Source organism: Planktothrix sp. FACHB-1365 (assembly GCF_014697575.1).
Lineage (GTDB): Bacteria > Cyanobacteriota > Cyanobacteriia > Cyanobacteriales > Microcoleaceae > Planktothrix.
This window is the reverse complement of the sequence record NZ_JACJSC010000014.1, coordinates 40,362-65,776: the sequence shown is the minus strand read 5'-3', so window position 1 is coordinate 65,776 and position 25,415 is coordinate 40,362. Positions and strand designations below refer to the sequence as shown.

Sequence of the window (25,415 nt, the reverse complement as noted above, 5' to 3'; positions counted from 1 at the left end):
GATTTCTCTTTCCTCGACCGTTGGGGGGTTTATTCCTCTGATGGGGGAAAATGGAGAACAGGAAGGCGAGTGCCTCGGAAAATTTCTTCACTATTAGAACTGAGATTGAGTAGCATCTCATGGAGAGCTTTTGTTCCTAATACCGTGATTAATAGGGGGGTTGTGGCTAAACTTAATAACCAGTTTTGAGGAACAGTAATGCTGGACGCACTTTTAGGCATGGGTTGATCTGTTTGGGGGGGTTGCTTGGTGTATCTTGATTCCAAACCTTTGGCGAATTATGTCAAAATTGTAGTCGAAACAAGACGGTTTGGCAAGGGCAGGGAGTCGTGTTGAAAGTCAACAAAACCGTTTCAACGGTGGAGGGTTTAGCTTTAACCCAATGGGCAGAACAAGCGATTGGACTTGCGGATGTGCAGGTTCAAATCCGTTTGCGGGGCAATCATTTACATATTTTGTGTGAATCTGTTGTTAGTCCTGATGAAAAAATTGTAACATCTCACCTTTCACAAACTTTAACCCACACTAAGTTAACGGCTTTACTTCCCCCCAATCAACCCATCTATAAAATCTTTTTATCGGGGCGGAGTATTGGTGCCAAACGACCGGATTGGACCGTTAAACTCGAATACACAGAATTACAATTTCAGGCGTCTGGCAATTTGGGTGAAAGCGTCCCTGTAGAAGAACGTCCACAGCCTGTTCCTGAGCCGGGACACAACCCCTTAGAAAAAATTACCCGCTTTTTCAGACGCCCTAAACTAGAGGAAACACTGCCCCCTTCAACGATTCAACCCTTTCCTCAACCGGAACCGGAACCCGAACCTGAACCAATACCGGAACCCGATTTAGAAATTCAACCCTGTGAGCAATATCCGACTGAACCAGAAACTTTACCTTTTTCCTTACTTGCAGATGATGGTCTTGCCTTCAGTGCAATATCTGGGGAGTTGGAAGTTGGGGGAGTTGGGGGAGTTGGGGGAGTTGGGGGAGTTGGGGGAGTTGGGGGAGTTGGGGAGACAAGGGGACAAGGGGACAAGGGGACAGGAGGAGAAGAGGAGAGGGGGGGAAATTTATTAACGTCTGAGTCCTCTGTTAATCACGAATCGTCAACACCATCGCAAGCTCCCTTCGACAAGCTCAGGGGATCGCAAGCTCAGTCCGAAGCCGTCAACAATCAGCAATCAAGTGGGATTGAAGTTTCGACGGAAAGTTTGGCACGACAGGGTTATCCTGATGCGATCGCTAGTTATCTCAGCGAGATTTTAGGCGGGTTGGGAGTTGGGGTCAAGGTTACGATTCGGGAAAGAGCGGCTAAGGTCAAAAAAACCGATAAACAACAAGACCTAGAGGAAACAACAACATCGGCGAGACGGCTGTGGGTGTTGTGTGAATCGGCTTATAGTCCTGATCCGTCCTTACTGGCTCAACCCATTGCTCAACGGTTACGACAGTTACACCTAGAAGGATTTCGGGATGCGTGTATTTTGTTGCAAGTCCAGGGGGAATCAACTCCCGACTGGATGTTACGAATTGACTTAACCCCACCGGACAAAATTCTCAAACAGTGGGGACGTTGGGGAGATGAACAAGCGATCTCTCGTTTGCTTAATGATACATTTAGTCAGTTTGAAATAGAAGTCAGAACCACCTTAAAAGAATCAACACTCCATTTATTCTGTCACTGCACAACCAAAACCCGCAAACGTCAAGTTCCTGATAAACAAACGGTCATGGAGATCGTAGCCCCCCTATTAGATCTATTAGCACCCCAAGGGATTTGTGCGGCAACGGTCTATGGTTTAGAAACCACTGCAACCCACCCTAAACCGGGGACTCCCATCTGGATTGATTGGCTTAATTTACCCGGTGCCCACCATTCGGACTTACAACCAACGACTTTAACCTTAGCTGAACAGGGCAATCTGTCCGCCTTACGCTTCATTCTGACTCGTTTAATTAATCCTGATTTAGAGTTAAAACTGGCGACCGGAGGAATTCGCGTCCTGTTATTACAAAAAGGAGAATTACTCCACGTGATGACGGAAGCCGCTACCTGTCCGTCTCAGTCCCAGATTGCTCCGGTGATTGCTCAATTTTTACGCACCCATCGCATTAGTGGCATTGCGGGAGTCCGAATTTATGGTCGTCGTTCGGGACAGAAACTGCCCTTATGGCGCTATGGGGTTTATTTGAAAACCACTCAACCGGATACAACTCCTGCGGCTTTACCGGATTTTATCACCCCGACAGACGAAGCTGAAACCCTGGTACAACAACCGGGAAGCTTGGTTCTGCGTCCTGATTTAAACCTCCATACCCTTGAGACAGATACTCCCAAACCCCAAAACCCGATCTATGCCAATTGGCGAGAAATTATAGGCCAAGGGTTAGTAGCGACCCGTATGTTCGTGCCACGGGAAGCGATGATGGTTTCTCTGCAAGATCTCAGAACCCGCCGATATCAAAAAATTGCCTTAGCCTTAGTTTGGGGAACCTTGGGAGGGTTGTTAGTGGTACAACTGGATGGAATATTAGGAGAAGGATTAGCACAAATTCCGGTCAATGAGGGGAGCAACAGTGGAATAACCGTTTCTAATCAAAGTAATTTAGCGGAAAAAACACCAGAAGTTGTTATTGCCTCCAATCTTCCTCGAAATCAGAATAATTCCAAAGAAAATGGTGTATTTAATGCCAGTGATTTTATTTCATCGACCTTAAAAACAAAAAAGTGTAGTTTATCTGATCAAAAATTAGGGTTAGAAGCGTGTCAGTTAGCGCAATTTCTTTATCCAACGTTTAAAAGCCCCCAATTAGATGAGCAATTAGCGCGATATCAACATTTTATTTTGACGGAAAAACGACCGCCTGATATTCTAGTAATTGGAAGTTCCAGAGCATTACGGGGCATTGATCCGGGGGTTTTAGAACAAGAGTTACGATCACAAGGTTATGGAGAGTTAAAAGTTTATAACTTTGGGGTGAATGGTGCTACCTTACAGGTCGTTGATTTGATTGTTCGTCAGATTTTGCCTCCTGAACAATTGCCGAGGTTGATTATCCTAGCCGATGGGGTTCGTGCCCTTAATAGTGGTCGAGTGGATCGGACGTATGAAACGATCTCAACTTCAGAAGGCTATGAACAAATTGCTCAAGGAACGTTTCAGATCCAGTCTCAAGCTGAGGAGGAAAAAGATTTTAGTTGGAATGGGCAATATAATTTAGGGGATTTCGCTCAAAAAATTCGTCAAGGAGAATTAAGTTTTGACCAGTTTCAAACGAGTTTAAGTCAACAGTTTAGTGGAAGTTCAAAAACATATCTACAACGCGATCGCCTAAAATTTCTGTTACAGTCTGTAATTAAGGGACAAGCCTTTCAACCGCAGGTTAAATCCCCGGTTGATGAAGCGGAACCTTCAAATGCTCAAGACATAGAAACCTCAGAGTTTCAAGCCAATGGATTTTTACCGCTATCCATTCAATTTAGTCCTGAAGTTTATTATCAAGCTCATTCTCAAGTTTCAGGCTATTATGATGGAGATTATCAAGGGTTTGAATTAGAGGGAAAACAAACCACTGCCTTAAAAAATCTGATTGAATATGTGCAATCCAAAAACTCGGATATTGTGTTTGTTAATATGCCACTGACACAGGATTATCTTGATCCGATTCGCACAGCTTATGAGGAAAAATTCCAAGATCTGATGAAATCCATCAGTGCAGAAACAGGACTAACTTTTATTGATTTATCCAGAGAATGGTTACAAACTTATCACTATTTTTCTGATCCCAGTCACTTAAATCAATATGGTGCAGTTGCTGTTTCTCAAAAATTAGTTGAACTTGATCAAATTTCTTGGCCGAAACCAGTAGAGACGCGCCATGGCGCGTCTCTACATGGAACGTCTGTACAAGTAATCAGTTATCAGTCTTTAATTTGTAACCCCAATTCACCTCTATTAACTGATAACTGAGTACGGGCGGGGGAACCCCGCCCCTACTGATAACTGTATAGGGTTAAAGAAGATGAAAACCAGATTGCCAAAAGGGATAGTGCGGATAATGACCAAATTTAGAAAAGCAAAACGCTTTGTTTTGTTGGGCTTGATGTCATTTTTAATGATAACAGTAGGATTATCTCAAGTTAATGCTCAAGAGGTTTCTCTTTCGGATTTCAAAGACTATTTAATGGCTCAACAAGTGCCCCAACAACCCTTTGAGCAAGTGATTCAAGGAAGCGAAAAATTAGAGGGGTTATTTACAATTTATCAGAATAAAGAATCGGGTAAAGTTTATATTGAATTAAAACCTGAACAGTTGAATCAAAATTTTCTATCTTTTGCGACCTTAGAATCGGGGATTGGAGAAGAAGGAATTGTCAGTGGAACCCATCTTAGAGATCTCTTGTTTCAATTCCGGTCTGTACAGAATAAAATTCAAATTGTTGTTCCTAATATTAATTTTAGGACTGAAGAAAATGACCCGCAAACTCGTTCAATCAATCGTTCTTTTAGTGAGTCGGTTTTACAAACTCTACCCATTTTAAGTATTCATCCTGAACGAAAAACAATATTAATAGAAATTAGTGATTTATTCAATAGTCAAAGTGATTTACCTGGATTAATGATTGAATTTTCAGATTTTTTAAAGAATCAGTATTCGATTGATCCCAGTAAGTCCTATATTTCTCAAATCCAATCTTTTCCTGAAAATCTGGAAATCGAGTCTATATTTGGATTTTCTATGGGGCAATATGGGACTGTACAATCAATTCCTTCTTTACCCGATAATCGTACCTTTAATTTAAAAGTCCGCTATAGTTTGTTAGCTGTTCCTGTTAATAATAGTTATCGTCCTCGGTTAGCAGATGAACGAGTGGGATATTTTACAACAACCTATAAAGATTTATCGGGGCGCACCGATAGATCTTCGATTGTTCGTTATATTAATCGCTGGAATTTACAAAAACAAGACCCAACTGCGGATCTTTCTCCTCCGATTAAACCCATTACTTTTTGGATAGAAAATACGGTTCCTTTAGAATATCGAGAGGGAATTCGAGAGGGTATTTTATTTTGGAATAAAGCCTTTGAACAAGCCGGATTTATCAATGCGATTCAAGTCGAACAAATGCCTGATAATGCTTCCTGGAATCCCGCAGATGTGCGTTATAATACGATTCGTTGGTCTACCTCCTTTAAGTCTTCCTTTAATGGTTATGGCCCCTCCCATACTAACCCGTTTACGGGGGAAATTTTAGATGCAGATATTATTATCGAAAGCAGTGCCCTTAGAAGTTTACAAGAGGGGGCTGTGTCTGTGTTTTTAGGTTCAACTTCTGCCCTGATGTTTGAGGGAGATGGGGATAATAATTCATCAGTGACAACCGCTAATCAACCTTGCCCAATTGGATTATATGCTTATTCAATGGCAAAGAAATCTCAAGCTGAAAAAAATAATCAATCTCCTGCTAATATTTCCGAAGAATTTTGTTTTCGCAGTGCTTCCAATGAACAATTACTAATTGGTACAACAGCTTTATCCCTGTTAGAAAACATTATGCCTAATAGCCCTCAAATGGAAGCTTATATTCAACAATATTTACGTCTTTTAATCTCCCATGAAGTCGGACATACGTTAGGATTAAGACATAATTTTCAAGGCAGTACCCTCCTATCTCCAGAGGAATTAAATAATCCTGAAATTACTCAAACGAAAGGATTAGTTAGTTCTGTTATGGATTATATTCCAGTCAATTTAGCGCCTCAAGGAACACCACAGGGAGATTATTTTCCCACCCAAATTGGGCCTTATGATCAATGGGCAATTGAATATGGTTATAAACCTATTAGCAGCACAACACCGGAAGGAGAATGGCAAGAGCTACAAGACATTGCTAAACGTGCAACTCAACGGGAATTAGCCTATGCAACTGATGAAGATTTCTGGGGGGTTTTTCTTGACCCCGCCACCAATACCAGAGATTTAAGTAATGATATGTTGAAATATTCTCAATGGCAATTAGATAATTCCGTTGAGATGTGGAAACGTTTAGAAAACTATACCCCTCGTGATGGAGAAGGTTATGATAAAATGCGGAAAATGTTCGATACAATTTTTGACTATTATTCCAATCAAGCGATTAATTTAACCCTTTATATTGGGGGACAATCCTTTAATCGAACCAGAGCAGGAGAAGGATATCATCGTTTACCTTTTGAACCCATTTCAATTGAAAAACAACGGGATGCTTTAAAACTTTTGCAAACCTATGTTTTTACCGATAAAATCTTTAAGTTTTCTCCCAATCTCTTAAATCAGTTAGCACCTGCCCGTTGGTCAGATTGGGCAAATCCTGATCAAAATAGTTATTTAGATTATCCGATTACTCGCCGAATTAGTTGGTTTCAGCGTTATATTTTACGAGAATTGTTTGCTTCAACTCGGCTATTTCGGCTCCGAGATTTAGAATTAAAAACAACAGCCAATAATGCGTTAAGTTTACCCGAATTATTTGAAACGGTTCAAAATGGAATTTGGTCAGAAATTTTAGCGAATAATGGCAATATTGAGATTTCGAGTATTCGGCGTTCTTTACAACGGGAGCATCTGGAAATTTTGAGTGAGATGGTGTTACGAAAAATCAATGTTCCTGAAGATGCAGAAACCTTGGCTTGGTATCAACTTAAACAGTTAAATCAACAGTTAGAAACAACATTAAAGCGGCAAAAGGATAAAATGAATGCTTATACCTTAGCACATTTAGAACAAACTCATGATCGGATTCAAAAAATATTAGAAGCTGAAGTACAATCAAATTAACATTACCCAGAAAAAAGTTAATCAATGTCAGAAAATCCAGACTCAACGGAAAGCTTTGTCCCTTCCCAAATTGTGGGAGGGGAAGAGGAGTTATTACGTTCTATAACTTCCCTCCAAGCACAAGGAAATCGTTCTTTGGAAAAACAACAGTTTTTAGAAGCCATCTCAATTTATGAACAGTGTATTTTAGAGTTTCCTGATGTTATTTCTAACTATTGGTATTTAGGGTTATCTTGGTTATTACACGGAGATTCGTTTCAAGCTCAAACAATTGGGTTTTCGGCTTTTACTCAATTTAATTTAGATTTAGAAGCCCCTGAAATTACTGAATTTGTTAATTTTTTAAAAGGTCACGCAGAAAATTATTTATCCTCTCAATATCCTCAATTTGCACAACAGATTTATGAAGCTATTTTAGACTGGTGTGAGACAGATATTGAAATTTATGATAATTTAGGTCAAGCCCTTGCACTTCAAGGCGATTTAGAAACAGCAATTGAGGTTTGGCAAAAAGGAATTGAACTGCAACCGAATCACTGTTCTGCTTATCTTAATCAAGCCATTCTTTATCAAAAATTAGAACAATTTGAGCAGGCGATTCAATGTTATCAAGAAGTGATTCAGCGTTCCCCAGATTATTTAAGTTATTATCAATTAGGACTGTGTTTGACTCAAATGAAACACTGGGAATCGGCTATTGATGCGTTTCAAAATTCAATTCAACTTCAACCCAATTATGCACCTGCTTATAGTGATTTAGGAATTAATTTAATTATCAAAGGATTATTAGAATCAGGAATTTATGCCCTCAACCAAGGGATACAAAAACAGCCTCAATTTTATCAAGCTTTAATTCAAAAGATTCACAATCAAACTCTATTCACTCCTAATATTAATTCACGGGCGATTCAATTTTTAAAGTTATTATCTTTTCCGTTAAAAATACCGATAGATTTATATATTTATTTAGGACAAATTTTATCAAATTTTGACCAAAATTCAGCCTTGATGGTACTGCGAAAAGCACAAGAAATTGATCCTCATAATTTTGAAATTTATTTAAGCTTTGGAGATATATTTTATGAGCATAAACAGGATTATTTAGAAGCTCTTCAGTGTTATTTAGCTGCCAATTTGTCAGGTTCTCTATCCGGTATCAATACAATTGGAAAACTGGGGAGTAGACTTTCTTTGGAGGATAGAAAAGCCAGGTATCACTTAAAAGTCGGACAATGTTGGTTAAAATTAGAACACTTTTCAAAAGCCATAATCCATTTTAAAAAAGCCATTCATTATCATCCTAATCTAGCTGAGGGTTATTATGGTTTAGCTCAAGCTTTTTTTAATACCGGAGAAATTCAAGAAGCAATTTACTATTTAAAACAGAGTTTAAAAGAAAATTCAGAATCTGCTTTGTATTTAGGATATTTAGGGTTTTTATTGGTTTATAATCATCAAACAGAACAAGGGTTATTGTATTTCAAAAAAGCTTTAGAAAAAGAATCCTCAATGGCAGTTTTAGTTGATAGTTTACTGAACCATTTATTTCAGACTGGAAAACTGAACCCTAATCTGAATCTTTCCGAAGTTCAAGCTGTTAACCCACCCACTCAGTTTGATGAATTAACCAAAGATTGGCTCAAGCTTAATTCTTTAAATCAACTTAATTATCAACAAATTTATTCTGAAACGGTTGTTGCTTTAAAACCGCCAAAATCTCTTGATCATTCGATTCATTTTAGTTTTAGATTTGGTCAAAAGATTCAACTTCCTTCTGCTTTTGTGGTTCAATTATCACAAGGAAGGTTTTGGTTAAGTTCTGATCAAACTCAATCCGCCATTTTGACCAGTGAACAGCATTTTTTAGGCGATCTTTCCCCTGAATTTCCTTTATTAAGTCCAGGTCATCCTGAAAAACATCCTAGATATCACTCCATTTTATCGGTTCAAAAATTACCTCCTATTCATCAGATTCAAGGAACTGTCGCTGTTCTAGCAGGACTTTCAAATTCTGTTTATTTTCACTGGATGTTAGATGTGTTACCGCGAATTGAATTATTAATAAAAAGTAATATTAATTGGGATAATATTGATTATTTTATTGTAGATAATCGCTGTCATTTTCAGCAGGAAACTTTAGAGTTATTAGGAATTCCTGAAAATCAACAAATCAATATTCATAACCTTCATCATGTTCAAGCCACAGAGTTAATTGTCCCTTCTTTTCCCGGTTGTGTCGCTTGGATGCCAAAATGGACGTGCGATTTCTTAAAACAACAATTTTTGATTCCAGATTTGATTTCAAATTCACCTAATTTTAAGCGAATTTATATTAGTCGGAATTCGGCTAAAAGCCGTCGAGTTTTGAATGAGGATGAGTTATTAACTATTTTAAAACCCTTCGGAGTTGAATCTGTTCAATTAGAATCAATGTCCGTTGTTGAACAAGCTGCTTTATTTTCTCAAGCTGAACTGATTATTGCACCTCATGGGAGTGGTTTAACGAATTTAGTATTTTGTCAACCGGGAACGAAAGTGATTGAATTATTTTCGCCGAATTATGTTTATCATTGCTATTGGTGGATTAGTAATTTAGTAGAATTAGATTACTATTATTATATTGGCGAAACCTTACCGGGATACTATCTGCATCGTTTCACCTATCCTCGAAATTTTTCTGAAGATATTTGGATTGATATTCAGCCATTTTTGACTTTACTTAAAACAGTAGAAATCAGTTAAAATCTTTCCTATTGCTTTTTATAACTATTAAAAATCAAAATAAATGTAAGGTAAACCGCCTTCGGGTGCTAATAGCCAAACTGCGAAAAAGCTAAGGGGAACTAAGGCTAATTTAACTGTCCAATTTAACTCTAATTTTAACCCTCGGTTTAAGAACGTTGTGAAAGCCATTAATCCAAAAATAGCGGCTAATACAATGACAAGATTGTGTCGTTCTAAACCTAAAGCTTCAACATAAACTTTATGAGCAAACTGTACATCAGCCGTATGACCCCATAAATGATGAATGACCCATCCAGAATCTTGTAAATTGGGAATTCTAAAGAAAATCCAAGCGGTAAATACCATTAATTGAGTGATTAACCAAGCGATGAAAACACCGGGTAAACTCTTCCAAATCCAGGTGATTGATAATTTCGTAAATATTGCATCTGTGAGGCGATGAATTACTAACGCTAAACCATGTAATCCTCCCCAAACAACAAATCCCCAAGCCGCACCATGCCAAATTCCAGCGATTAACATGACGATGATTAAATTCAGACAAGTGCGAAATAATCCGACCCTAGAACCGCCTAAAGGAAAATATAAATAATTCCGTAACCAATCTCCTAATGTTATATGCCAACGTCGCCAAAAATCAGCAATACTGGTAGTAAAATAAGGGGCATCAAAGTTAATAGGTAAACTCAATCCTAAGAGTAATGCTGTACCTCTGGCTAAATCAACATAACCGCTAAAATCAAGATATAATTGTAATCCATAAGCAAAGGTGGCTAACCACAAATCTCCACTTCCGGCTCGTTGTAAATTACTAAAACTAAGATCTACTAAAATCCCTAAATTATCAGCTAACAACCCTTTCTTCATGGCACCTCTAGCGAGTAACCATAACCCATCAGCAATTTGTTCAGGAACCGGAAATTTTAGGGTTCTAAATTGAGTATTGAGATGATGATAACGAGTGATTGGCCCTGAAATTAATTTAGCAAAAAATAGTTTATAAGCGGCAAATTCCAGGAGAGAAGTAGCGGCGGGTGCACCTCGATAAACATCAACTAAATAAGCGATGAGTTCAAAGCAGAAAAAACTTAACCCTAAAGGAGCCATGACATATTGATCAATCCAATTCCCGGTATTAATAATCACAGGAATATTCCACGCGGTTCCTACAATATTGAAAATAAAAGGTAAATATTTAAACCCGACTAAAATTAAAACATTAATGATAATACCTAGGGTTAATAAAAAAGAGCGACGACGATTCCAAGAAATGTGAGGAATTTCCCATTCTTGGGGTTCTACAATGGTTAAGGCTAAACCAAAGTTAAATACTGTCCATAGCAACAGTAAAGGAATATATTGAATTTGTAATGTACTGTAAAAAATTAGACTCGCTATTAATAGGATAAAAAGTCGCCAAAACTTCCAAGGAAAAATCCAATAAAATATTAATAGAATTAATAAAAATAGGGCGTAGAGAACAGAGATAAATGTCATGAATGGTTGGCTGTTAGCGATTGACTGTGGGTGAGCAAGAGAAAGCGTACCACCACGCCTTCCCCCAGAGGGGTTTCATGTTTTAAAAGTATAGCAGAAAAGGGGACGATTAATTAGAAAGCCCGAAAGCTATTTTGGAAATTATTGATTTTTATAAAAAACACTTTTTTATAGGTTTTGTTTTATTAAAAATTGCTATCCTGATAGGTAGTGATATCGCCCTCGCTTTTGATTTTATTAAATAGCGATGCGCCAGCAAGCATGGCTAGTCCCAGCCCTCTTTTTTTAGCCTTTTTAACTTGAAGATGAAACAGCCCTGGTAAAATATAAATTCAAATTGGTCAAGGTGATTGGAAACAATGGTACAGGAACGCACGTTACCGACGTTTAAGGCGGATGCAACGGCTGTAACCCGTGATGAAGGGTTAATGCTGTATGAGGATATGGTTTTGGGGCGGTTATTTGAAGATAAATGCGCTGAGATGTATTATCGGGGCAAAATGTTCGGTTTTGTCCACCTGTACAACGGTCAAGAAGCCGTTGCGACGGGGATGATCCGCGCCGGTCGCCGAAATGAAGATTATGTTTGTAGTACCTATCGGGATCACGTTCATGCGTTGAGTGCTGGGGTTCCCCCTCGTCAAGTCATGGCGGAATTATTTGGCAAGGCTACAGGCTGTTCTAAGGGTCGGGGTGGCTCGATGCACTTATTCTCCTCTGAACATAATTTATTAGGGGGGTTTGCCTTTGTCGCTGAAGGAATTCCGGTGGCTATGGGGGCGGCTTTTCAAAGTAAATACCGTCGGGAAGCCATGAATGATCCCAATGCGGATCAAGTAACCATGTGTTTCTTTGGCGATGGCGCTTGTAATAACGGTCAATTTTTTGAATGTTTGAACATGGCAACATTATGGAAATTGCCAATTATTTATGTGGTCGAAAATAATAAATGGGCGATCGGGATGGCCCATGAACGGGCAACTTCTGACCCCGAAATCTACAAAAAAGGCCCTGCGTTTGGAATGCCGGGTTATGAAGTTGATGGGATGGATGTTTTGGCGGTTCGAGAAGTGGCTAAAAAGGCCGTTGCTCGTGCTCGCGCTGGGGAAGGCCCAACCTTAGTGGAAGCGTTAACCTATCGTTTTCGAGGACATTCTTTGGCTGATCCTGATGAATTAAGGGATAAAGATGAGAAAGAATTTTGGTTTGCTCGTGATCCGATTAAAAAATTTGCGGCTCATTTAACGGAATACAATTTAGCAACCCAGGAGGAATTAAAAGCAATTGATCAACAAGTTCAAGCCACGATTGATGATGCGGTTGAATTTGCCCAAAGTAGCCCTGAACCTGATCCCCAAGATCTGTGCCGTTATATTTATGCCGATGATTAATAAACTGTAAATCACCGAAAACAGAAACCGGGTTTCTTAACAAGAATTTTGTTGTTTTTACCGAAATAACAATGAGAAACCCGGTTTTTTCACGAGAGATTTAATGTCCTTCTTTCCAAGCCATTCCTCCGGGTAAGTCGATTAAGCTTTGATCAACTTGGACAGCTAATTCTTTAGCAGAATAACAATAGGTTAAATCGAGTAAAATTTGAGCCGTGTTTACAATTGAATCTCGTTCTACCATTTCTGATAATTTAAACGGGCTATAAGTTCCATTCATAACTTCTACACTGGCATCTCGAATGGCATCTTCTAAACTCTCTTCTAACCAGTTTTGCCATTCACCTTGTTGAATATAATAGGATTTTTTATTGTCTTTAATATTAAGTTTTTGGATTTCCCGAATAGAACCTCGGATAGAAGCAGCCCAAGAATTGGTTAATCGTTGTTCAATTTGATTTTTAATTAAATGAATCAATAATCTGAGTAAATAGGATTGAATATTGCGTAAAATAGCTTGTTTTCCCATTCCTTCCAATTCATCAATAATGATTAACGCTTCATCATAGCGTTGTTCTTCGATGCAAGTTCTTAAATCAATCAGTTCTTGTACCATATCAATTATTCCTTGATTTTAATAATTAATCGGAAAACCAATTTTCTGCTCCGGGTAATTGAGCTAAATTATTATCAATAATATCCGGTAAATCCCGCGAAGAAGAGTTGTAAGTTAACAGAATTAACTGTTTTGAAATTTCCAGAATTTGAGTTTTGTCAATTTGTTGGATTAATTGATGAGGTTTGAGGGTTCCATTTAAGACTTCAACACTCGCAGGACGAAGGGATGCAGCAAAGGCTTCCTCTAATAAATTATCCCATTCTTCTATTTTTAAATAGTGGGATTTTTTATTGTCTTGTAGATTCAGATCTTGAATTTGGATAATAGAATCAGAAATAGAGGCAATCCAAGAATTTGTTAACCGTTGTTCAATTTGGTTTTTAATTAAATGAATCATCAACCGAATTAAAAAGGATTTAATTGTTCTTAAAATGGATTTGCGGCTCATTCCCTCAAGTTCATCAACAATCATTAACGCTTCATCATAGCGTTGTTCTTCAATGCAGGTTCTTAAATTAATCAGTTCTTGTACCATAATTCATGAATAGCGATCGCTATTTTAATTACTGTTTAATTCAAAACTTGAGAGTTCGCTATTTTCCAAATTCCATCCCAATTTTCTAAATTATAACGCACTAATTTCGTATTAAAGCTACTTTCAAGAATTTGACCCCTTTTGTATAAGGTTGTATCCTCAGTTACTTTAACTTCTATGGTCGCTTTATTTCCTGATGCTGCAAACCGTTCAACGGATTCAACTTTCTGGACTCCATATTGATAGAAAGCATCGTTATTCCTTAAAAAATCAATCGCTTTTAAGGTATCGTTATATAACGTCCCTGTGGTTAATTGGCTAACAAGCTGAAGGTCAAAGGGAGGAGCAAAAATCCTCGATTTTGCAGTTAACCATTGTGTGATTAAATCTGCGGCTTGTCCCAAACTGATTGGATTTGTACTTTGAGCAATTTGAGTCTGACTGGAAGACTGTTGTAAACCGAATGAATGATTTTCTATTAACGTTTTGGCTTGAACAGTTTCAGTGATAGTCAAGGACAGAATTAGAGTTACGGTGAATAAGGTAGCTTTCATTGTTGTTCGTAAAATAGAATTTAATTTTCTCTAATCATAACAACAACTGTCAAGACCCTATTTTCGGAAACTCTAACCCTGACCGAGAGTTTTTCTGATTAAGGAATGTTGGTGGAAACCGCTAGAGTTTTTTTCCCTTTTAATAAATAAGTGGTCATTTCTCCTTTCCCTTTAACTAAAATTGTCCCTCGTTTTTCAAATTGGTATTGTTCTTTCAAGGCTAAATAAGTCGTTTCTGTGACTTGAATTTCATCGGTAAGTCCATGAGATTCCATCCGACTTGCTAGATTAACCGTATCTCCCCATAAATCATAAATAAATTTCTTAATTCCAATCACTCCCGCCACTACTGGCCCAGTTGCAATTCCAATTCTAATATGAAAATTTTGTTGAGTTTTGACATTAAATTCTTTCAGGGTTCGTTGCATATCTAAAGCCATATCTGCGATCGCTTCTGCATAATCATCATGGGGAATGGGTAAACCGGAAACTACCATATAAGAATCCCCGATAGTTTTAATTTTTTCTAACCCATGTAATTCAGCTAAATGATCAAATTCCGAAAAGATTTGATTGAGTAAATTAACTAATTCAGCCGGATTAAACTGTCCTGAAAGTTCCGTAAAACCCACAATATCGCCAAATAAAACCCCTGCATCGGTAAAACTATCCGCAATGGTACTGGGTTGTAGTTTTAGCCGTTGGGCAATGGAATGGGGTAAAATATTTAAGAGTAAACTTTCGGAGCGTTCCTGTTCTTCTTTAACTTGATCATAAGCTTTTTCTAAGGCTTGACGAGACTTAAATTCCGAACGAGCTAACCGATCATATAAATACACTGAAAGATTGCAAATTAAACAAATCCAAAACAAATACAGAGATAAGAACTCTGCTGTCATCCAATGGGCTGGAAGCACCAGTTTTAAATTAAATAAAATTTGGCTTCCGTGATAATAGATCAAAACCCCTAATTGAGAAATAAAATGTAAAGGCCAATAAACCGGAATTAATGTGGCTTGGGAAAAAAACATTAACGGCCATTCAATAATGGAAGCACTAGCAATTCCGTTTAGGTTTCCTCGAATTTGCGGGGTAATTGTGACGACCCAAGAAAATAGAAGAAACATTAACCCCGGATATTTCATCCCCAAGGGGGTTCGCAGCAGAACTAAACCAATAATTAAACCTAACTCAGCGACGACTTGTGTGGCTAACCAGGACGGCTGAAAATGGTCGGGATGAAAGAAAAAATTGTTAATTTGTGAAAGAGTAAAGGTAAAATAGGAAATCAGAGCTAAAGTAAAACCTAAACTTAAACGTTGGTAAATAAAATGCTTTCGCCAATCGTCATAAGTTTGAGCTTTAGTTGGAGCTAAATTTGAAGAAAATTTCTTGAGGTTGGTTTGAATAAATGCACCAATTTCTGATAGTCTTGAGTCAGTTGTAGTCATGGTTTATTTGGGGTTTCAGCTATGAGTTCAATACAATCTATCTGGGATAAATTATTGTCCAATTAAGTTGAATTGAGTGTTAAAATAACTGTGAATAATAATCCGCGCCAAGTTGCATTTTTAGCTCTCCGAGACATTAACCGACGGGGTGGGCTGGCTGATGTGGTTTTAGATCAATGGCTTCGTCAATCTGATTTATCGGATATTAACCGACGCTTAACCACCGAATTAGTCTATGGCTGTGTTCGTAGAAGGCGATCGCTCGATACCTTAATCGATTACTTAGCTTCTAAAAAATCCCATCAACAGCACCCGGATATTCGTACTATACTACATCTTGGTTTTTATCAAATTTGCTATCTCAATCAGATTCCCAATTCGGCTGCGGTAGATACCAGTGTGGAATTAGTTAAACAAAATGGCTTAACGCACTTTAGCGGTTTTGTGAATGGGATATTAAGACATTATATTCGAGAGCAGGGAAATTGTCCTTTAGAAACACCTGATTCTATTTTTACCTGTTTTGAGTTACCCCAAAATCCCATCGAAAAATTAGGAATTCTCTATAGTTTTCCTGACTGGCTGATTCAATTTTGGTTAGATACTTTGGGATTAGAAGAAACCGAACAACTTTGCAGTTGGTTTAATCAATCTCCTCCCCTGGATTTAAGAATTAATGTGTTAAAAACAACCTTAGAAACAGTAGAATCTGAATTTCAACAAAGGGGAATTTCAGTGCATCGAATTTCTGGACTTCCTCTAGGATTAAGATTAACGGGAAGTATAGGCTCAATTCAAAATTTACCGGGTTATGATCAAGGGTGGTGGTCAATTCAAGATAGTAGTGCTCAATGGGTGAGTTATTTATTAGATCCGCAACCTGGAGAAGTGATTATTGATGCTTGTGCTGCACCGGGTGGAAAAACCACCCATATTGCTGAGTTAATGCAAGATCAAGGTAAAATTTTAGCCTTTGATTCGATTAAATCTCGATTAAAGAAAGTTCAGCAAAATTTAACGCGATTACAACTGAATTCTATCCATCCTCAACAGGGAGATATTCGGGAATTAAAAGGTTATTTTGAGGTTGCAGATCGGCTATTATTAGATGCACCTTGTTCTGGTTTAGGAACGTTACATCGGCGGGCTGATGGACGCTGGCGACATGATCCTAAAAATATTCAAGAGTTGTCTCAACTGCAAGCCGAACTATTAGAAATTACCCAAACCTGGGTTAAACCGGGAGGCTGTTTAGTTTATTCTACTTGTACTCTTCATCCCCAAGAAAATGAAACCTTAATTCAAGCCTTTTTAAGTCAACATTCTAACTGGAAAATTCTACCGCCTCCTGGGAATTTTATCCTTTCTCCTGAACCGGAAGGCTGGATTAAAATCTGGCCCCACAGACAGAATATGGATGGATTTTTTATGGTAAAATTAATGAAAGATTTAACTTGATTGACAGGCAAGATGCCTGTTCCACATTTTTTAATTTTATGCACTTAATTTTATGCCATACAACTGTTGATTTTGATGCCTTGGGTGCGGCGGTGGGACTGACTCGAATTTACCCCGGAAGTCGAATAGTATTGTCGGGGGGAAGTCATCCGGCGGTCAGAGATTTTTTAGCGTTTTATCGAGATGAATTTCCATTAATTGAACGTCGGTCTGTTAATCCCAATAAAATTCATTCAATTACTGTGGTTGATACCCAAAGTTGCGATCGCTTGGGAAAAAGTGCAGAATGGTTTAAATTAGCCAATTTATCAACCATTAGAATTTATGATCATCATCCCGATACTAAATCCGATATTCCCGCTACAGAAACCTATATTGAAGCTGTGGGTGCCACCACGACTTTAATTGTTGAACAATTACAAATCTTCGCTCAAAATTCTGCCCAACCGTTGGTTTTAAACACAGCAGAAGCAACGGTAATGGCGTTAGGAATTCATTTAGATACAGGGTCTTTAACCTTCCCCCATTCCACTGCGAGAGATGCCATGGCGTTAGCGTGGTTAATGCAGCAAGGCGCTAGTTTACCCGTGATTTCAGAGTATGTAGAACCGGGTTTACCGCCTAAATTACAAGATTTATTAACCTTGGCATTAGACCAGCTAAAAAAATCAACCATTCGAGGATATACCGTTGCTTGGGTATTATTAAAAACCGATGAATATGTGCCCGGTTTATCCAGTGTTGCCTCTGAATTAATCGATTTAACGGAAAGCGATGCCTTACTCTTAGGACATCAATATGGAAAAGGAGAAGGGGATCGATTCAGTATTATTGGACGGTCTCGAATTGAAAAAACAAATCTCAATGAACTGTTTAAACCTTATGGCGGTGGCGGACATACCCGTGCGGCTTCAGTTAGCTTAAAAGAAGGTAATTTTTCCCAAATTTTAAATCAATTAGTTGAACAATTAAAAGCACAAATTCCTCACCCGCCAACGGCAAAAGAATTAATGTCTTCTCCGGTGAGAACCATCCGTCCTGACACTTCTGTAGAAGAAACCCATCGGATTTTATTACGCTATGGTCATTCGGGTCTATCAGTCGTTGATGAACAAGATCAATTAGTTGGAATTATTTCCCGTCGAGATTTAGATATTGCCTTACATCATGGCTTTAGTCATGCACCCGTTAAGGGATATATGACCCCGCAATTAAAAACCATTACCCCCGATACAACTTTACCCGAAATCGAATATTTAATGGTAACGTATGATATTGGACGGTTGCCTGTTTTAGATGAAGGAAATTTAGTCGGAATTGTCACCCGAACTGATGTTTTAAGGTTACTCCATCAACAGCAACGTCCGCAAAAATCCCCCTTAAAAGGGTGTATTCCGGGGGTAAGTTGTTCCACCTTAGATGAATTATTACAAGAACGATTAGCAACGCCACTATTAACATTATTAAATCGCCTTTCTTTTTTAGCTCAGAAACGGGGATGGCAAGTTTATTTAGTTGGGGGTGCAGTTCGGGATTTACTCTTAGCAGAACCAGAAAAAACAGTAATATTAAGTGATATTGATATTGTGGTCGATGGATGTTATGGAAATACGAATGCTGATGGAGATCCTTTATCTTCTGTTTCCACGGCTTGGGAATTAGCAACGGATTTACAAAAACATTATCCTGCGGCGCGATTAGACGTTCATGGACAATTTCAAACGGCTGCTTTATTATGGCATAATGATCCGATTTTAGATTCTCTTTGGATTGATATTGCCACTGCTAGAACCGAATTTTATCCCTATCCAGCAGCAAATCCAGAGGTAGAAGCGAGTTCAATTCGTCAAGATTTATATCGACGAGATTTCACCATTAACGCCTTAGCTTTGCGGTTAACGCCTCCCCTGGTTGGAGAATTATTAGACTTTTTTGGGGGAGTTTTAGATTTAGAACAACGAAAAATTAGAGTTTTACACTCTAATAGTTTTATTGAAGATCCGACTCGAATTTATCGTGCGGTGCGGTTTGCGGTGCGTTTAGGGTTTGAAATTGAAACTCAAACCAAAGAATATATTCGTTATGCCATTAGTAGTGGAATTTATGAAAAACAACGGGAAGAAAGTAATAAATCCTTTGATCAAAATCGTCGAGTTCCGGCCTTAGAAACCCGCTTAAAAAGTGAGTTAAGATATATTTTACAGTCTCCCTATTGGAAGCGATCTTTGCAACTTTTAGGAGAGTTAAAAGCTTTACGATGTATTCATCCTAAGTTAGAGTTGACACCGCCGTTATGGCGACAAGTGCGGTCTGTGGATCGCTGTTTACAACGGTTTGATCCGCAACGAACCTTAAGCCATTGGGAAGTGCGCTTAGAAGTGTTAATTGCCTATTTATCTCCCCAATATCGAGAAAAAGTAGCTCAAACTCTTCAATTACAGATTGAAAGTATTGAACGGTTAAAAACTTTAGAATCTGCTAAAGATCAAATTCTGGAAACCTTTTCTCAAGCTGAAAAAAATAGTCAGTTTTTCTGGTTATTTAAACCTTATAGTTTACCGATGTTAATTTTAATCGCCATTCATTCAGAGCGACAAATTAGACGACACATCTGGAAATATTTAACACAATTACGAGAGATTAAACCTGCTTTAAATGGGAATGATTTAAAAGCAATGGGATATAAACCAGGCCGTCAATTTAAACAAATGTTAGATGATTTATTAACAGCAACATTAGATGGGGAAGTGTGCGATCGCGCGTCTGCGGAAGCCTTTTTACAACAGAATTATCCGTTATAACTCTTACTATTTTTGCTTCAAAACCACCAAGGTAATATCATCATAAACTTTATGTTTGCCAATGTGCGATCGCACGTCATTAATCACCGCTTTGCGAATTTCTGAGGCGGTTAAATGCCAATTTTGTTTAACAATTTCACACAGTTTTTCTAAGGAATAAAATTCCCCTTGATGATTTTCAGCTTCCGTAATTCCATCGGTATATAAAACAACGCCATCCCCTGAATTTAATTTAATATTGATAGAACCAATAAAATCAGTAATATCGGCTTCTAAACCGATGGGAAATCCTAAATCCATTGTATCAATTCTTTCGATAATGGCATGAGATTCAGCCTCCGGTTGTCGTTGCGATCGCACAACAATCATTTCCTCATGTTGACCACAAATGCTGAGGAATCCATTATAATAATCAATTAAAGAAAAGGTTAAATTTTTATCCGATTTCATCCGTTGAACATTATCATAAATCACACGATTTAAGGTATTTAAAAACTGAATTGGATCACTTTCATCGTTAGCAATTAAAGTTCTAACTGCCGTTTGTACCATTAACATTAAAACCCCCGATTCTAACCCATGTCCGGTAACATCTCCAATCCCAATTTTAACCATACCATTATTATATAAAACATCATAATAATCTCCCCCCACTTCGTCGGCGGGTTCCATATAACCCGCAATATCTAAATGGACAATTTCAGAGAGTTCTCGTTCATTCGGTAAAATCATTTTTTAGAGTTGACGAGTCACTTGTAATTCAGCACTCATGCGAAGATTTTCTGAGGTTAACTGTTGATTCAGAGAAGTAATTTCCTGATTGGCTTTCACTAAAGCCACAGCCAGATTATTAAAGGATTGAGCTACATCTGCTAATTCATCTTGATTATCCAGATGTAAAGTTTCATTCATTTCCCCCGCAATCATTTTTTGAGACGCAATACTCAAACTATTGACCGTTTGCATCACGGATTGGTAAAATCCAATAAATAAATAAATCACGATTAATAAGGTGATTAAAACCAAGATCGATAAAAAGATTTGTCGATCCATAAAACCCTGAATCCGAAGCTGTAATAACAAATCTAATTCATCAATGGTCAGATCCCACAATTTCAAACTTTCTTCTATATTCAATTCAGCATTTTGGGCATACTGTTGTATATTAGTCGTATCTCCGGTTCTGATCATATTACTCAGTCCATTATTCAAAGTTTGAATATTATCGGTGAGTAAATTTAATTTGTCTCCCAATTTTGGTTGCAGATTTCCCGCCGGATTATGATTAAAAGAAACCTCTAGGGAACGCTTGAGCTTTTCATTATAATTATTTAACAATCCTGAAAGAGTTGTAATTGTCCAATATTCTTTTTGACTTAACTCCTGTTGATTTCGTTGACTAATATCTTGGCTGATCAAGAGAATATCGACTAAAATTTTATGAATTTCGGGTAATTTTAATAGCGTAGTATCCATTAAATAATAAGTATCTAAATCAGGATCAAGAATTAAATTAGATTGATCTCCCACTTGAAACCGAAGTTGATTGATTTGTTCTAAAATCAGAGAAGAATAGACTTTTTGAGTTTGTAAACTCCACAGTTTTTGATTTTCTTCTAAGGTGCGCCAACTTTCTTTGAGTTGTTTAAATAAATCTGTTGTTAATAATTGATTGCCAATTTTACTATCAAGGGTTTCTAAAATTTTAATCTGGTCTGTAATCTCCCTTTTCAGTTGTTGTAATTGAGTTTGGTCTTCTCGGCTAAAATTCGGGTTAGCCATTAATAATTGAGCTTGATAGATTTTAGGATAAAGTTGCCGTAGAGGACGGAGATAGAGAGTCCCTAACTGTTCCTGAGTTGCAAAATCAATCCGAGTCTGGACTTCAGAAATTAACAGATACATCATCAAACTCAAAGGAATGATAAAAATGCAGCTAATCAGGACAAATTTTTGAGGGTATTTAAGTTGATTAATCACAGAAATAGCGGGTTTAAAACAATCAATGATTTTCATAATTAAAAATGATTATTATTAAAATAAAGCTTTTTTTAGTCGCATAAGCTTCGATCACTTGCTTCAACTTCAGGAGAAGTTTTTAGATAGTCTTTCACCCAATTACAAGCATATTGTAATTCGTTGAGGCCACGAATTTTTTTTAAATCCCATAAGATTACAGTGCTATCATCTCCTCCTGAAATCACGGCATTTTGATCCGCCGTAAAATCTACACTATCAACAATCCCTTGATGTCCGGGTAAAGTTATAATTAATTCCCCGGCTAAATTCCATAACTTAACCGTATTATCAATACCTCCGGTGGCGAGAAATTGTCCATCACCACTAAAGGCCACTCGCGTTAATCCTCGACTTTGACCCGGAATAGTAGTGACGGGGGTTCCATCGGGTTTCCAGAGTCGCAGGGTATCATCCAGACTCACCGATGCGATCAAATTTCCCAGGGGACTAATCGCTACCCCCCAAATGGCCCCTTCATGTCCTTTTAAGGTGGTAACGGCTTTTCCCTCCGGTGTCCATAACTTCACGGTTCCATCTTCACTCGCAGAAGCCAGAATCTGACCATCGGGACTAAAGGCCAGTTTCCAAATTCTTTCCGTATGAGCATCCACACTATGCAGTAGTTTCCCTTGCAAATCCCAAAATTTCAGGGTGTGATCATCCCCTCCAGAAACAACCCTTTTGCCATCGGGACTAAACACCGTTGAAATCACAGTGGCTTGATGGCCTTTAAAAGTTCTCAATCGTTTTAGGGTCGGGGGGTCACTGTCCTGAATTTCATACAGCTTAACCTCTGGTGTCCCGCCTCCAGCAATCTTGCGACTATCGGGACTAAAGGACGCACCCCGCATCATTTCACGCACAACCTGAATTAAGGTTCCATCCCGATACCAAAATCGCAGAGTCTCATCTGCGGTTGAAAGCAGCCAACGATTATTGGGACTGGCTTGCACATCCCAAACGGTATCTTGATGTCCATGAAGAGGCTTTAATAAATAAAGATTGCGTTGCCAGAGTTTGACGATACCATCATCACTGGCAGAAGCGGCCATTAACCCATCGCCACTGAGGGCCACATCTCGAATTACCGCTTGATGTTTTCTCAAGGTACGAATAAAAGTCCCGTCGGATTTCCACAGTTGAACCCCATTATCCTTACCACTGGTAACAATATATTGACCGTTTTCGCTACAATCTACCCCCAGCATGACATTATTTCCCACAAGAGTTTTAATTAAGGTGCCATCAAAATTCCACAGTTTAGCGGTGTAATCAGAACTTACGGAGACAAACAGATTAGTCTGGGGACAAAAGGCCACATCCCAAACGGTTCCTCGATGACCGGTGAAGGTATGGAGCAATTTTCCGGTTCGACTCCACAGTTGCAGGGTTCCATCCCATCCCGTACTCACCAGGGTTTGACCATCCTGATTAAACGCCACATTCCAAACGGCTTGCTGTTGGGTGTTGAAGGTGTGCAGGAGTTGGAAGGAATTGACCGACCATAATTTAACCGTCCCATCGCCACTGGCTGAAGCAATCACATCCCCCTGACGACTAAAAGCAATGCCCCAAACGGGCGCTGAATGGGCTTTAATTTGTCTGATGAGGGTTCCATCTACTTGCCAGAGGTTCACCTGGCCGTTTAAAGTGGCGGCGATCACTAGATTGCTATCGGGACTGAAAGCCACCCGATGTACAGTGGCGTCATTTTTTAAGGTTTTCAGTAAAGTGCCATCTCGTTTCCACAGTTTGACGGTTTTATCGTTACTTCCGGTGGCAATCAGTTGACCATCAAAACTAATATCAACGGTTAATACCCCGCCGCGATGTCCAATTAAACGGTTAAATTCATTCGTACCATACACCACTTGTCTCAAAGATTGTTCAACTTTAGCAGTAAATAGAGGATCAACTTTTGGAGTTTTTTTGAGATATTTTTTGGCTTTAATTCCATCGATTAAAGCATCTAATTGATGATCGGAAGCAAATTTTCCTTCCGCAGAAGAAAGTAAAGCTTTAATTTCATTCAATCTCGCTATTTTTTCGTTATTACTAGCCCTATTAAATTGAATTAAAACCACAACCGCTAAGAGAGTAACGGTGATTAACCCCAAACTAACAACACTGAGTAAAACCCGTTGTAGTTTAGCAGTTTTGCGTTCCTCAGCTATTTTAGCTTCCACAGCTTTTGCCCGTTGTGCTTCTAAAGCTTGTTGGGTTTCTTGTCGATCTAAAGCTTCACTTTTGCTTAAAAATTGATAATCTAAATCGCTTAAACTTTTATCTTTTGCCCAATTTTGAGCCTCAATCAAAGCTTGTCCCCGTAACAAACGAGAATCATCTTGTTTTTGTTGGGCAACCCAGGCTTCTAGGGATTGGGAATAGGGGCGTAGGCTGCTGAATTGTTGATTCACCCACTCTAAATTAAAGATATGTTTATAAAGGCGATTTTTAACCTTTAAAAATCCATTTTCAGGAATGACTAAACCGGATAAAAGTAGTTCAATTTGTTCTTGACTTCCATCGCAGGGAATGGTAACTCCTTGTAGGATTTTTTGATACATTCCTAGTAATTTTCCGATGCGATTTTGATAAAAAAATAGCCGATCTCGAATGGTTCTTAAGTGTTCTGGTTCATCTTGAAATTCCCAACTTTCAATGATTTTAGTTCGGGCTAGAGACTCAATCCAAAAGGATTCTAGTCCGGCGGGAATAATGATTTTTTGAGAGCTACTACTTTGATTAATGGTTTGGATTAATTGGCAGAATTTTTGAGTTAAAAAGGGTTGTCCATTTGTCCAATTTAAAATTTCGCTTAAGACCGCTTGGGGTCGTTCAGAATAAGACGTTAATCCCTGGGCTAAAGGTTGAGCTTCATGGAATTGAAAACCTTGTAAAAAAATTGATTTACCAATATTAAAAGGAGTCCGAGTTTTATCGGTAATTAAATCCGGGGGAGTGGCGACTCCAAAAATTGCAAAGGTTAGACGATTATATTCAGAATAAATGGCTCGGTTGTTATAACAAAATCGAATCAAAGCAAAAAAATCATCAACGGAAAACGGTAAACTCAGAATACTATCAATTTCATCAATAAAAATAATAATTTTTTTTTGAGGAAAAAATTCAAATAATAAACGCTCTAAAAAATTGCTAAATCGTTGGGAAAATGAAACGTTTTCCTGGGTTGTCCACCAGGATTTAAAATTAAATGTGTTGAATAAATTAAATCCTAATAATAAGCTGGTGATTGCTCCTTTATACCATTGAAGTGGCGTTACAGATTCACTCCCAATTTGGGTCATATCCAAGGTTGCACAAACATAACCTTCCTGTTTCATCCGATAAAAGGTTCGGACTAATAAAGAAGATTTTCCCATTTGTCGAGCATTGAGAACATAACAAAATTCTCCCGCTTTTAAGGCTTCATATAATTCTGTATCCGCTTGGCGAACCACATAAAATAAATCATCATTACTGAGACTACCGCCGACACGATATCGATAGATTGTCATTCTTT

General features: G+C 38.2%; 15 protein-coding genes. 6 read left to right on the top strand and 9 right to left on the bottom strand.

The window, feature by feature from the left end:
- Window positions 1–29 precede the first annotated feature (29 nt).
- A complete protein-coding gene (locus H6G57_RS16220) occupies window positions 30–221 on the bottom strand; it encodes a hypothetical protein (RefSeq protein WP_190520301.1) in 192 nt (63 codons plus the stop codon).
- A gap of 108 nt (window positions 222–329) precedes the next feature.
- Between H6G57_RS16220 and H6G57_RS16215 the strand changes: the two genes are divergently transcribed.
- The 3 genes from H6G57_RS16215 to H6G57_RS16205 all read left to right on the top strand — a co-directional run bounded on the left by H6G57_RS16215 (window position 330) and on the right by H6G57_RS16205 (window position 9,564).
- Complete coding sequence (locus tag H6G57_RS16215) at window positions 330–3,974, top strand: hypothetical protein (protein WP_190520299.1); 3,645 nt, start codon at window positions 330–332, stop codon at window positions 3,972–3,974.
- Window positions 3,975–4,062: 88 nt separating this feature from the next.
- Window positions 4,063–6,822: a zinc-dependent metalloprotease gene (locus H6G57_RS16210; RefSeq protein WP_190520297.1), complete on the top strand. Its 2,760-nt coding sequence runs from the start codon at window positions 4,063–4,065 to the stop codon at window positions 6,820–6,822.
- Window positions 6,823–6,846: 24 nt separating this feature from the next.
- Window positions 6,847–9,564: a glycosyltransferase 61 family protein gene (locus H6G57_RS16205; RefSeq protein ID WP_190520295.1), complete on the top strand. Its 2,718-nt coding sequence runs from the start codon at window positions 6,847–6,849 to the stop codon at window positions 9,562–9,564.
- A gap of 27 nt (window positions 9,565–9,591) precedes the next feature.
- Here H6G57_RS16205 and H6G57_RS16200 read toward each other — a convergent pair whose 3' ends face one another.
- Window positions 9,592–11,064: an MBOAT family protein gene (locus tag H6G57_RS16200; protein WP_190520293.1), complete on the bottom strand. Its 1,473-nt coding sequence runs from the start codon at window positions 11,062–11,064 to the stop codon at window positions 9,592–9,594.
- Window positions 11,065–11,423: 359 nt separating this feature from the next.
- On the opposite strand from H6G57_RS16200, the gene pdhA reads away from it, so the two are divergent.
- Complete coding sequence (pdhA, locus tag H6G57_RS16195; RefSeq protein ID WP_190520290.1) at window positions 11,424–12,455, top strand: pyruvate dehydrogenase (acetyl-transferring) E1 component subunit alpha; 1,032 nt, start codon at window positions 11,424–11,426, stop codon at window positions 12,453–12,455.
- A 100-nt stretch (window positions 12,456–12,555) separates the two neighbouring features.
- On the opposite strand, the gene H6G57_RS16190 is transcribed toward pdhA, so the two are convergent.
- From H6G57_RS16190 to H6G57_RS16175, 4 genes are all read right to left on the bottom strand, one after another.
- The gene (locus H6G57_RS16190) at window positions 12,556–13,071 is read right to left on the bottom strand and encodes a DUF29 family protein (protein ID WP_190520288.1); all 516 of its coding nucleotides are present in this window, start codon (window positions 13,069–13,071) and stop codon (window positions 12,556–12,558) included.
- 25 nt (window positions 13,072–13,096) lie between these two features.
- Complete coding sequence (locus tag H6G57_RS16185; RefSeq protein WP_190520286.1) at window positions 13,097–13,609, bottom strand: DUF29 family protein; 513 nt, start codon at window positions 13,607–13,609, stop codon at window positions 13,097–13,099.
- A gap of 35 nt (window positions 13,610–13,644) precedes the next feature.
- Window positions 13,645–14,163, bottom strand: a complete 519-nt coding sequence (locus tag H6G57_RS16180) for an ARC6/PARC6 family protein (RefSeq protein WP_190520285.1) — start codon at window positions 14,161–14,163, stop codon at window positions 13,645–13,647.
- Window positions 14,164–14,261: 98 nt separating this feature from the next.
- Window positions 14,262–15,614, bottom strand: coding sequence for an adenylate/guanylate cyclase domain-containing protein (locus H6G57_RS16175; RefSeq protein WP_190520283.1), 1,353 nt, complete (start codon window positions 15,612–15,614; stop codon window positions 14,262–14,264).
- Between the two features lie 90 nt (window positions 15,615–15,704).
- On the opposite strand from H6G57_RS16175, the gene H6G57_RS16170 reads away from it, so the two are divergent.
- Both H6G57_RS16170 and H6G57_RS16165 read left to right on the top strand, forming a co-directional pair.
- Window positions 15,705–17,072 (top strand): 16S rRNA (cytosine(967)-C(5))-methyltransferase, encoded by a 1,368-nt coding sequence (locus tag H6G57_RS16170; protein ID WP_190520281.1) that lies wholly within the window; start codon window positions 15,705–15,707, stop codon window positions 17,070–17,072.
- A 38-nt stretch (window positions 17,073–17,110) separates the two neighbouring features.
- Window positions 17,111–19,873 (top strand): CBS domain-containing protein, encoded by a 2,763-nt coding sequence (locus H6G57_RS16165; RefSeq protein ID WP_190520279.1) that lies wholly within the window; start codon window positions 17,111–17,113, stop codon window positions 19,871–19,873.
- Between the two features lie 6 nt (window positions 19,874–19,879).
- Here H6G57_RS16165 and H6G57_RS29050 read toward each other — a convergent pair whose 3' ends face one another.
- The 3 genes from H6G57_RS29050 to H6G57_RS16155 are packed head-to-tail and all read right to left on the bottom strand — an operon-like array spanning window position 19,880 to window position 25,410.
- On the bottom strand, window positions 19,880–20,605 hold the full coding sequence (locus tag H6G57_RS29050) for a PP2C family protein-serine/threonine phosphatase (RefSeq protein WP_309235930.1): 726 nt from the start codon (window positions 20,603–20,605) through the stop codon (window positions 19,880–19,882).
- A 3-nt stretch (window positions 20,606–20,608) separates the two neighbouring features.
- The gene (locus H6G57_RS29630; RefSeq protein WP_309235929.1) at window positions 20,609–21,889 is read right to left on the bottom strand and encodes a hypothetical protein; all 1,281 of its coding nucleotides are present in this window, start codon (window positions 21,887–21,889) and stop codon (window positions 20,609–20,611) included.
- A 35-nt stretch (window positions 21,890–21,924) separates the two neighbouring features.
- Window positions 21,925–25,410, bottom strand: coding sequence for an AAA-like domain-containing protein (locus H6G57_RS16155; RefSeq protein WP_190520277.1), 3,486 nt, complete (start codon window positions 25,408–25,410; stop codon window positions 21,925–21,927).
- Window positions 25,411–25,415: the final 5 nt, after the last annotated feature.

What these genes read in the sequence shown, in the direction of transcription:
- H6G57_RS29630 (WP_309235929.1), bottom strand. Translation starts at nt 21,889, where the DNA reads ATGAAAATCATTGATTGTTTTAAACCCGCTATTTCTGTGATTAATCAA.
- H6G57_RS16155 (WP_190520277.1), bottom strand. Translation starts at nt 25,410, where the DNA reads ATGACAATCTATCGATATCGTGTCGGCGGTAGTCTCAGTAATGATGAT.
- H6G57_RS29050 (WP_309235930.1), bottom strand. Translation starts at nt 20,605, where the DNA reads ATGATTTTACCGAATGAACGAGAACTCTCTGAAATTGTCCATTTAGAT.
- H6G57_RS16180 (WP_190520285.1), bottom strand. Translation starts at nt 14,163, where the DNA reads ATGAAAGCTACCTTATTCACCGTAACTCTAATTCTGTCCTTGACTATC.
- pdhA (WP_190520290.1), top strand. Translation starts at nt 11,424, where the DNA reads ATGGTACAGGAACGCACGTTACCGACGTTTAAGGCGGATGCAACGGCT.
- H6G57_RS16220 (WP_190520301.1), bottom strand. Translation starts at nt 221, where the DNA reads ATGCCTAAAAGTGCGTCCAGCATTACTGTTCCTCAAAACTGGTTATTA.
- H6G57_RS16175 (WP_190520283.1), bottom strand. Translation starts at nt 15,614, where the DNA reads ATGACTACAACTGACTCAAGACTATCAGAAATTGGTGCATTTATTCAA.
- H6G57_RS16205 (WP_190520295.1), top strand. Translation starts at nt 6,847, where the DNA reads ATGTCAGAAAATCCAGACTCAACGGAAAGCTTTGTCCCTTCCCAAATT.
- H6G57_RS16210 (WP_190520297.1), top strand. Translation starts at nt 4,063, where the DNA reads ATGACCAAATTTAGAAAAGCAAAACGCTTTGTTTTGTTGGGCTTGATG.
- H6G57_RS16200 (WP_190520293.1), bottom strand. Translation starts at nt 11,064, where the DNA reads ATGACATTTATCTCTGTTCTCTACGCCCTATTTTTATTAATTCTATTA.
- H6G57_RS16185 (WP_190520286.1), bottom strand. Translation starts at nt 13,609, where the DNA reads ATGGTACAAGAACTGATTAATTTAAGAACCTGCATTGAAGAACAACGC.
- H6G57_RS16190 (WP_190520288.1), bottom strand. Translation starts at nt 13,071, where the DNA reads ATGGTACAAGAACTGATTGATTTAAGAACTTGCATCGAAGAACAACGC.
- H6G57_RS16165 (WP_190520279.1), top strand. Translation starts at nt 17,111, where the DNA reads ATGCACTTAATTTTATGCCATACAACTGTTGATTTTGATGCCTTGGGT.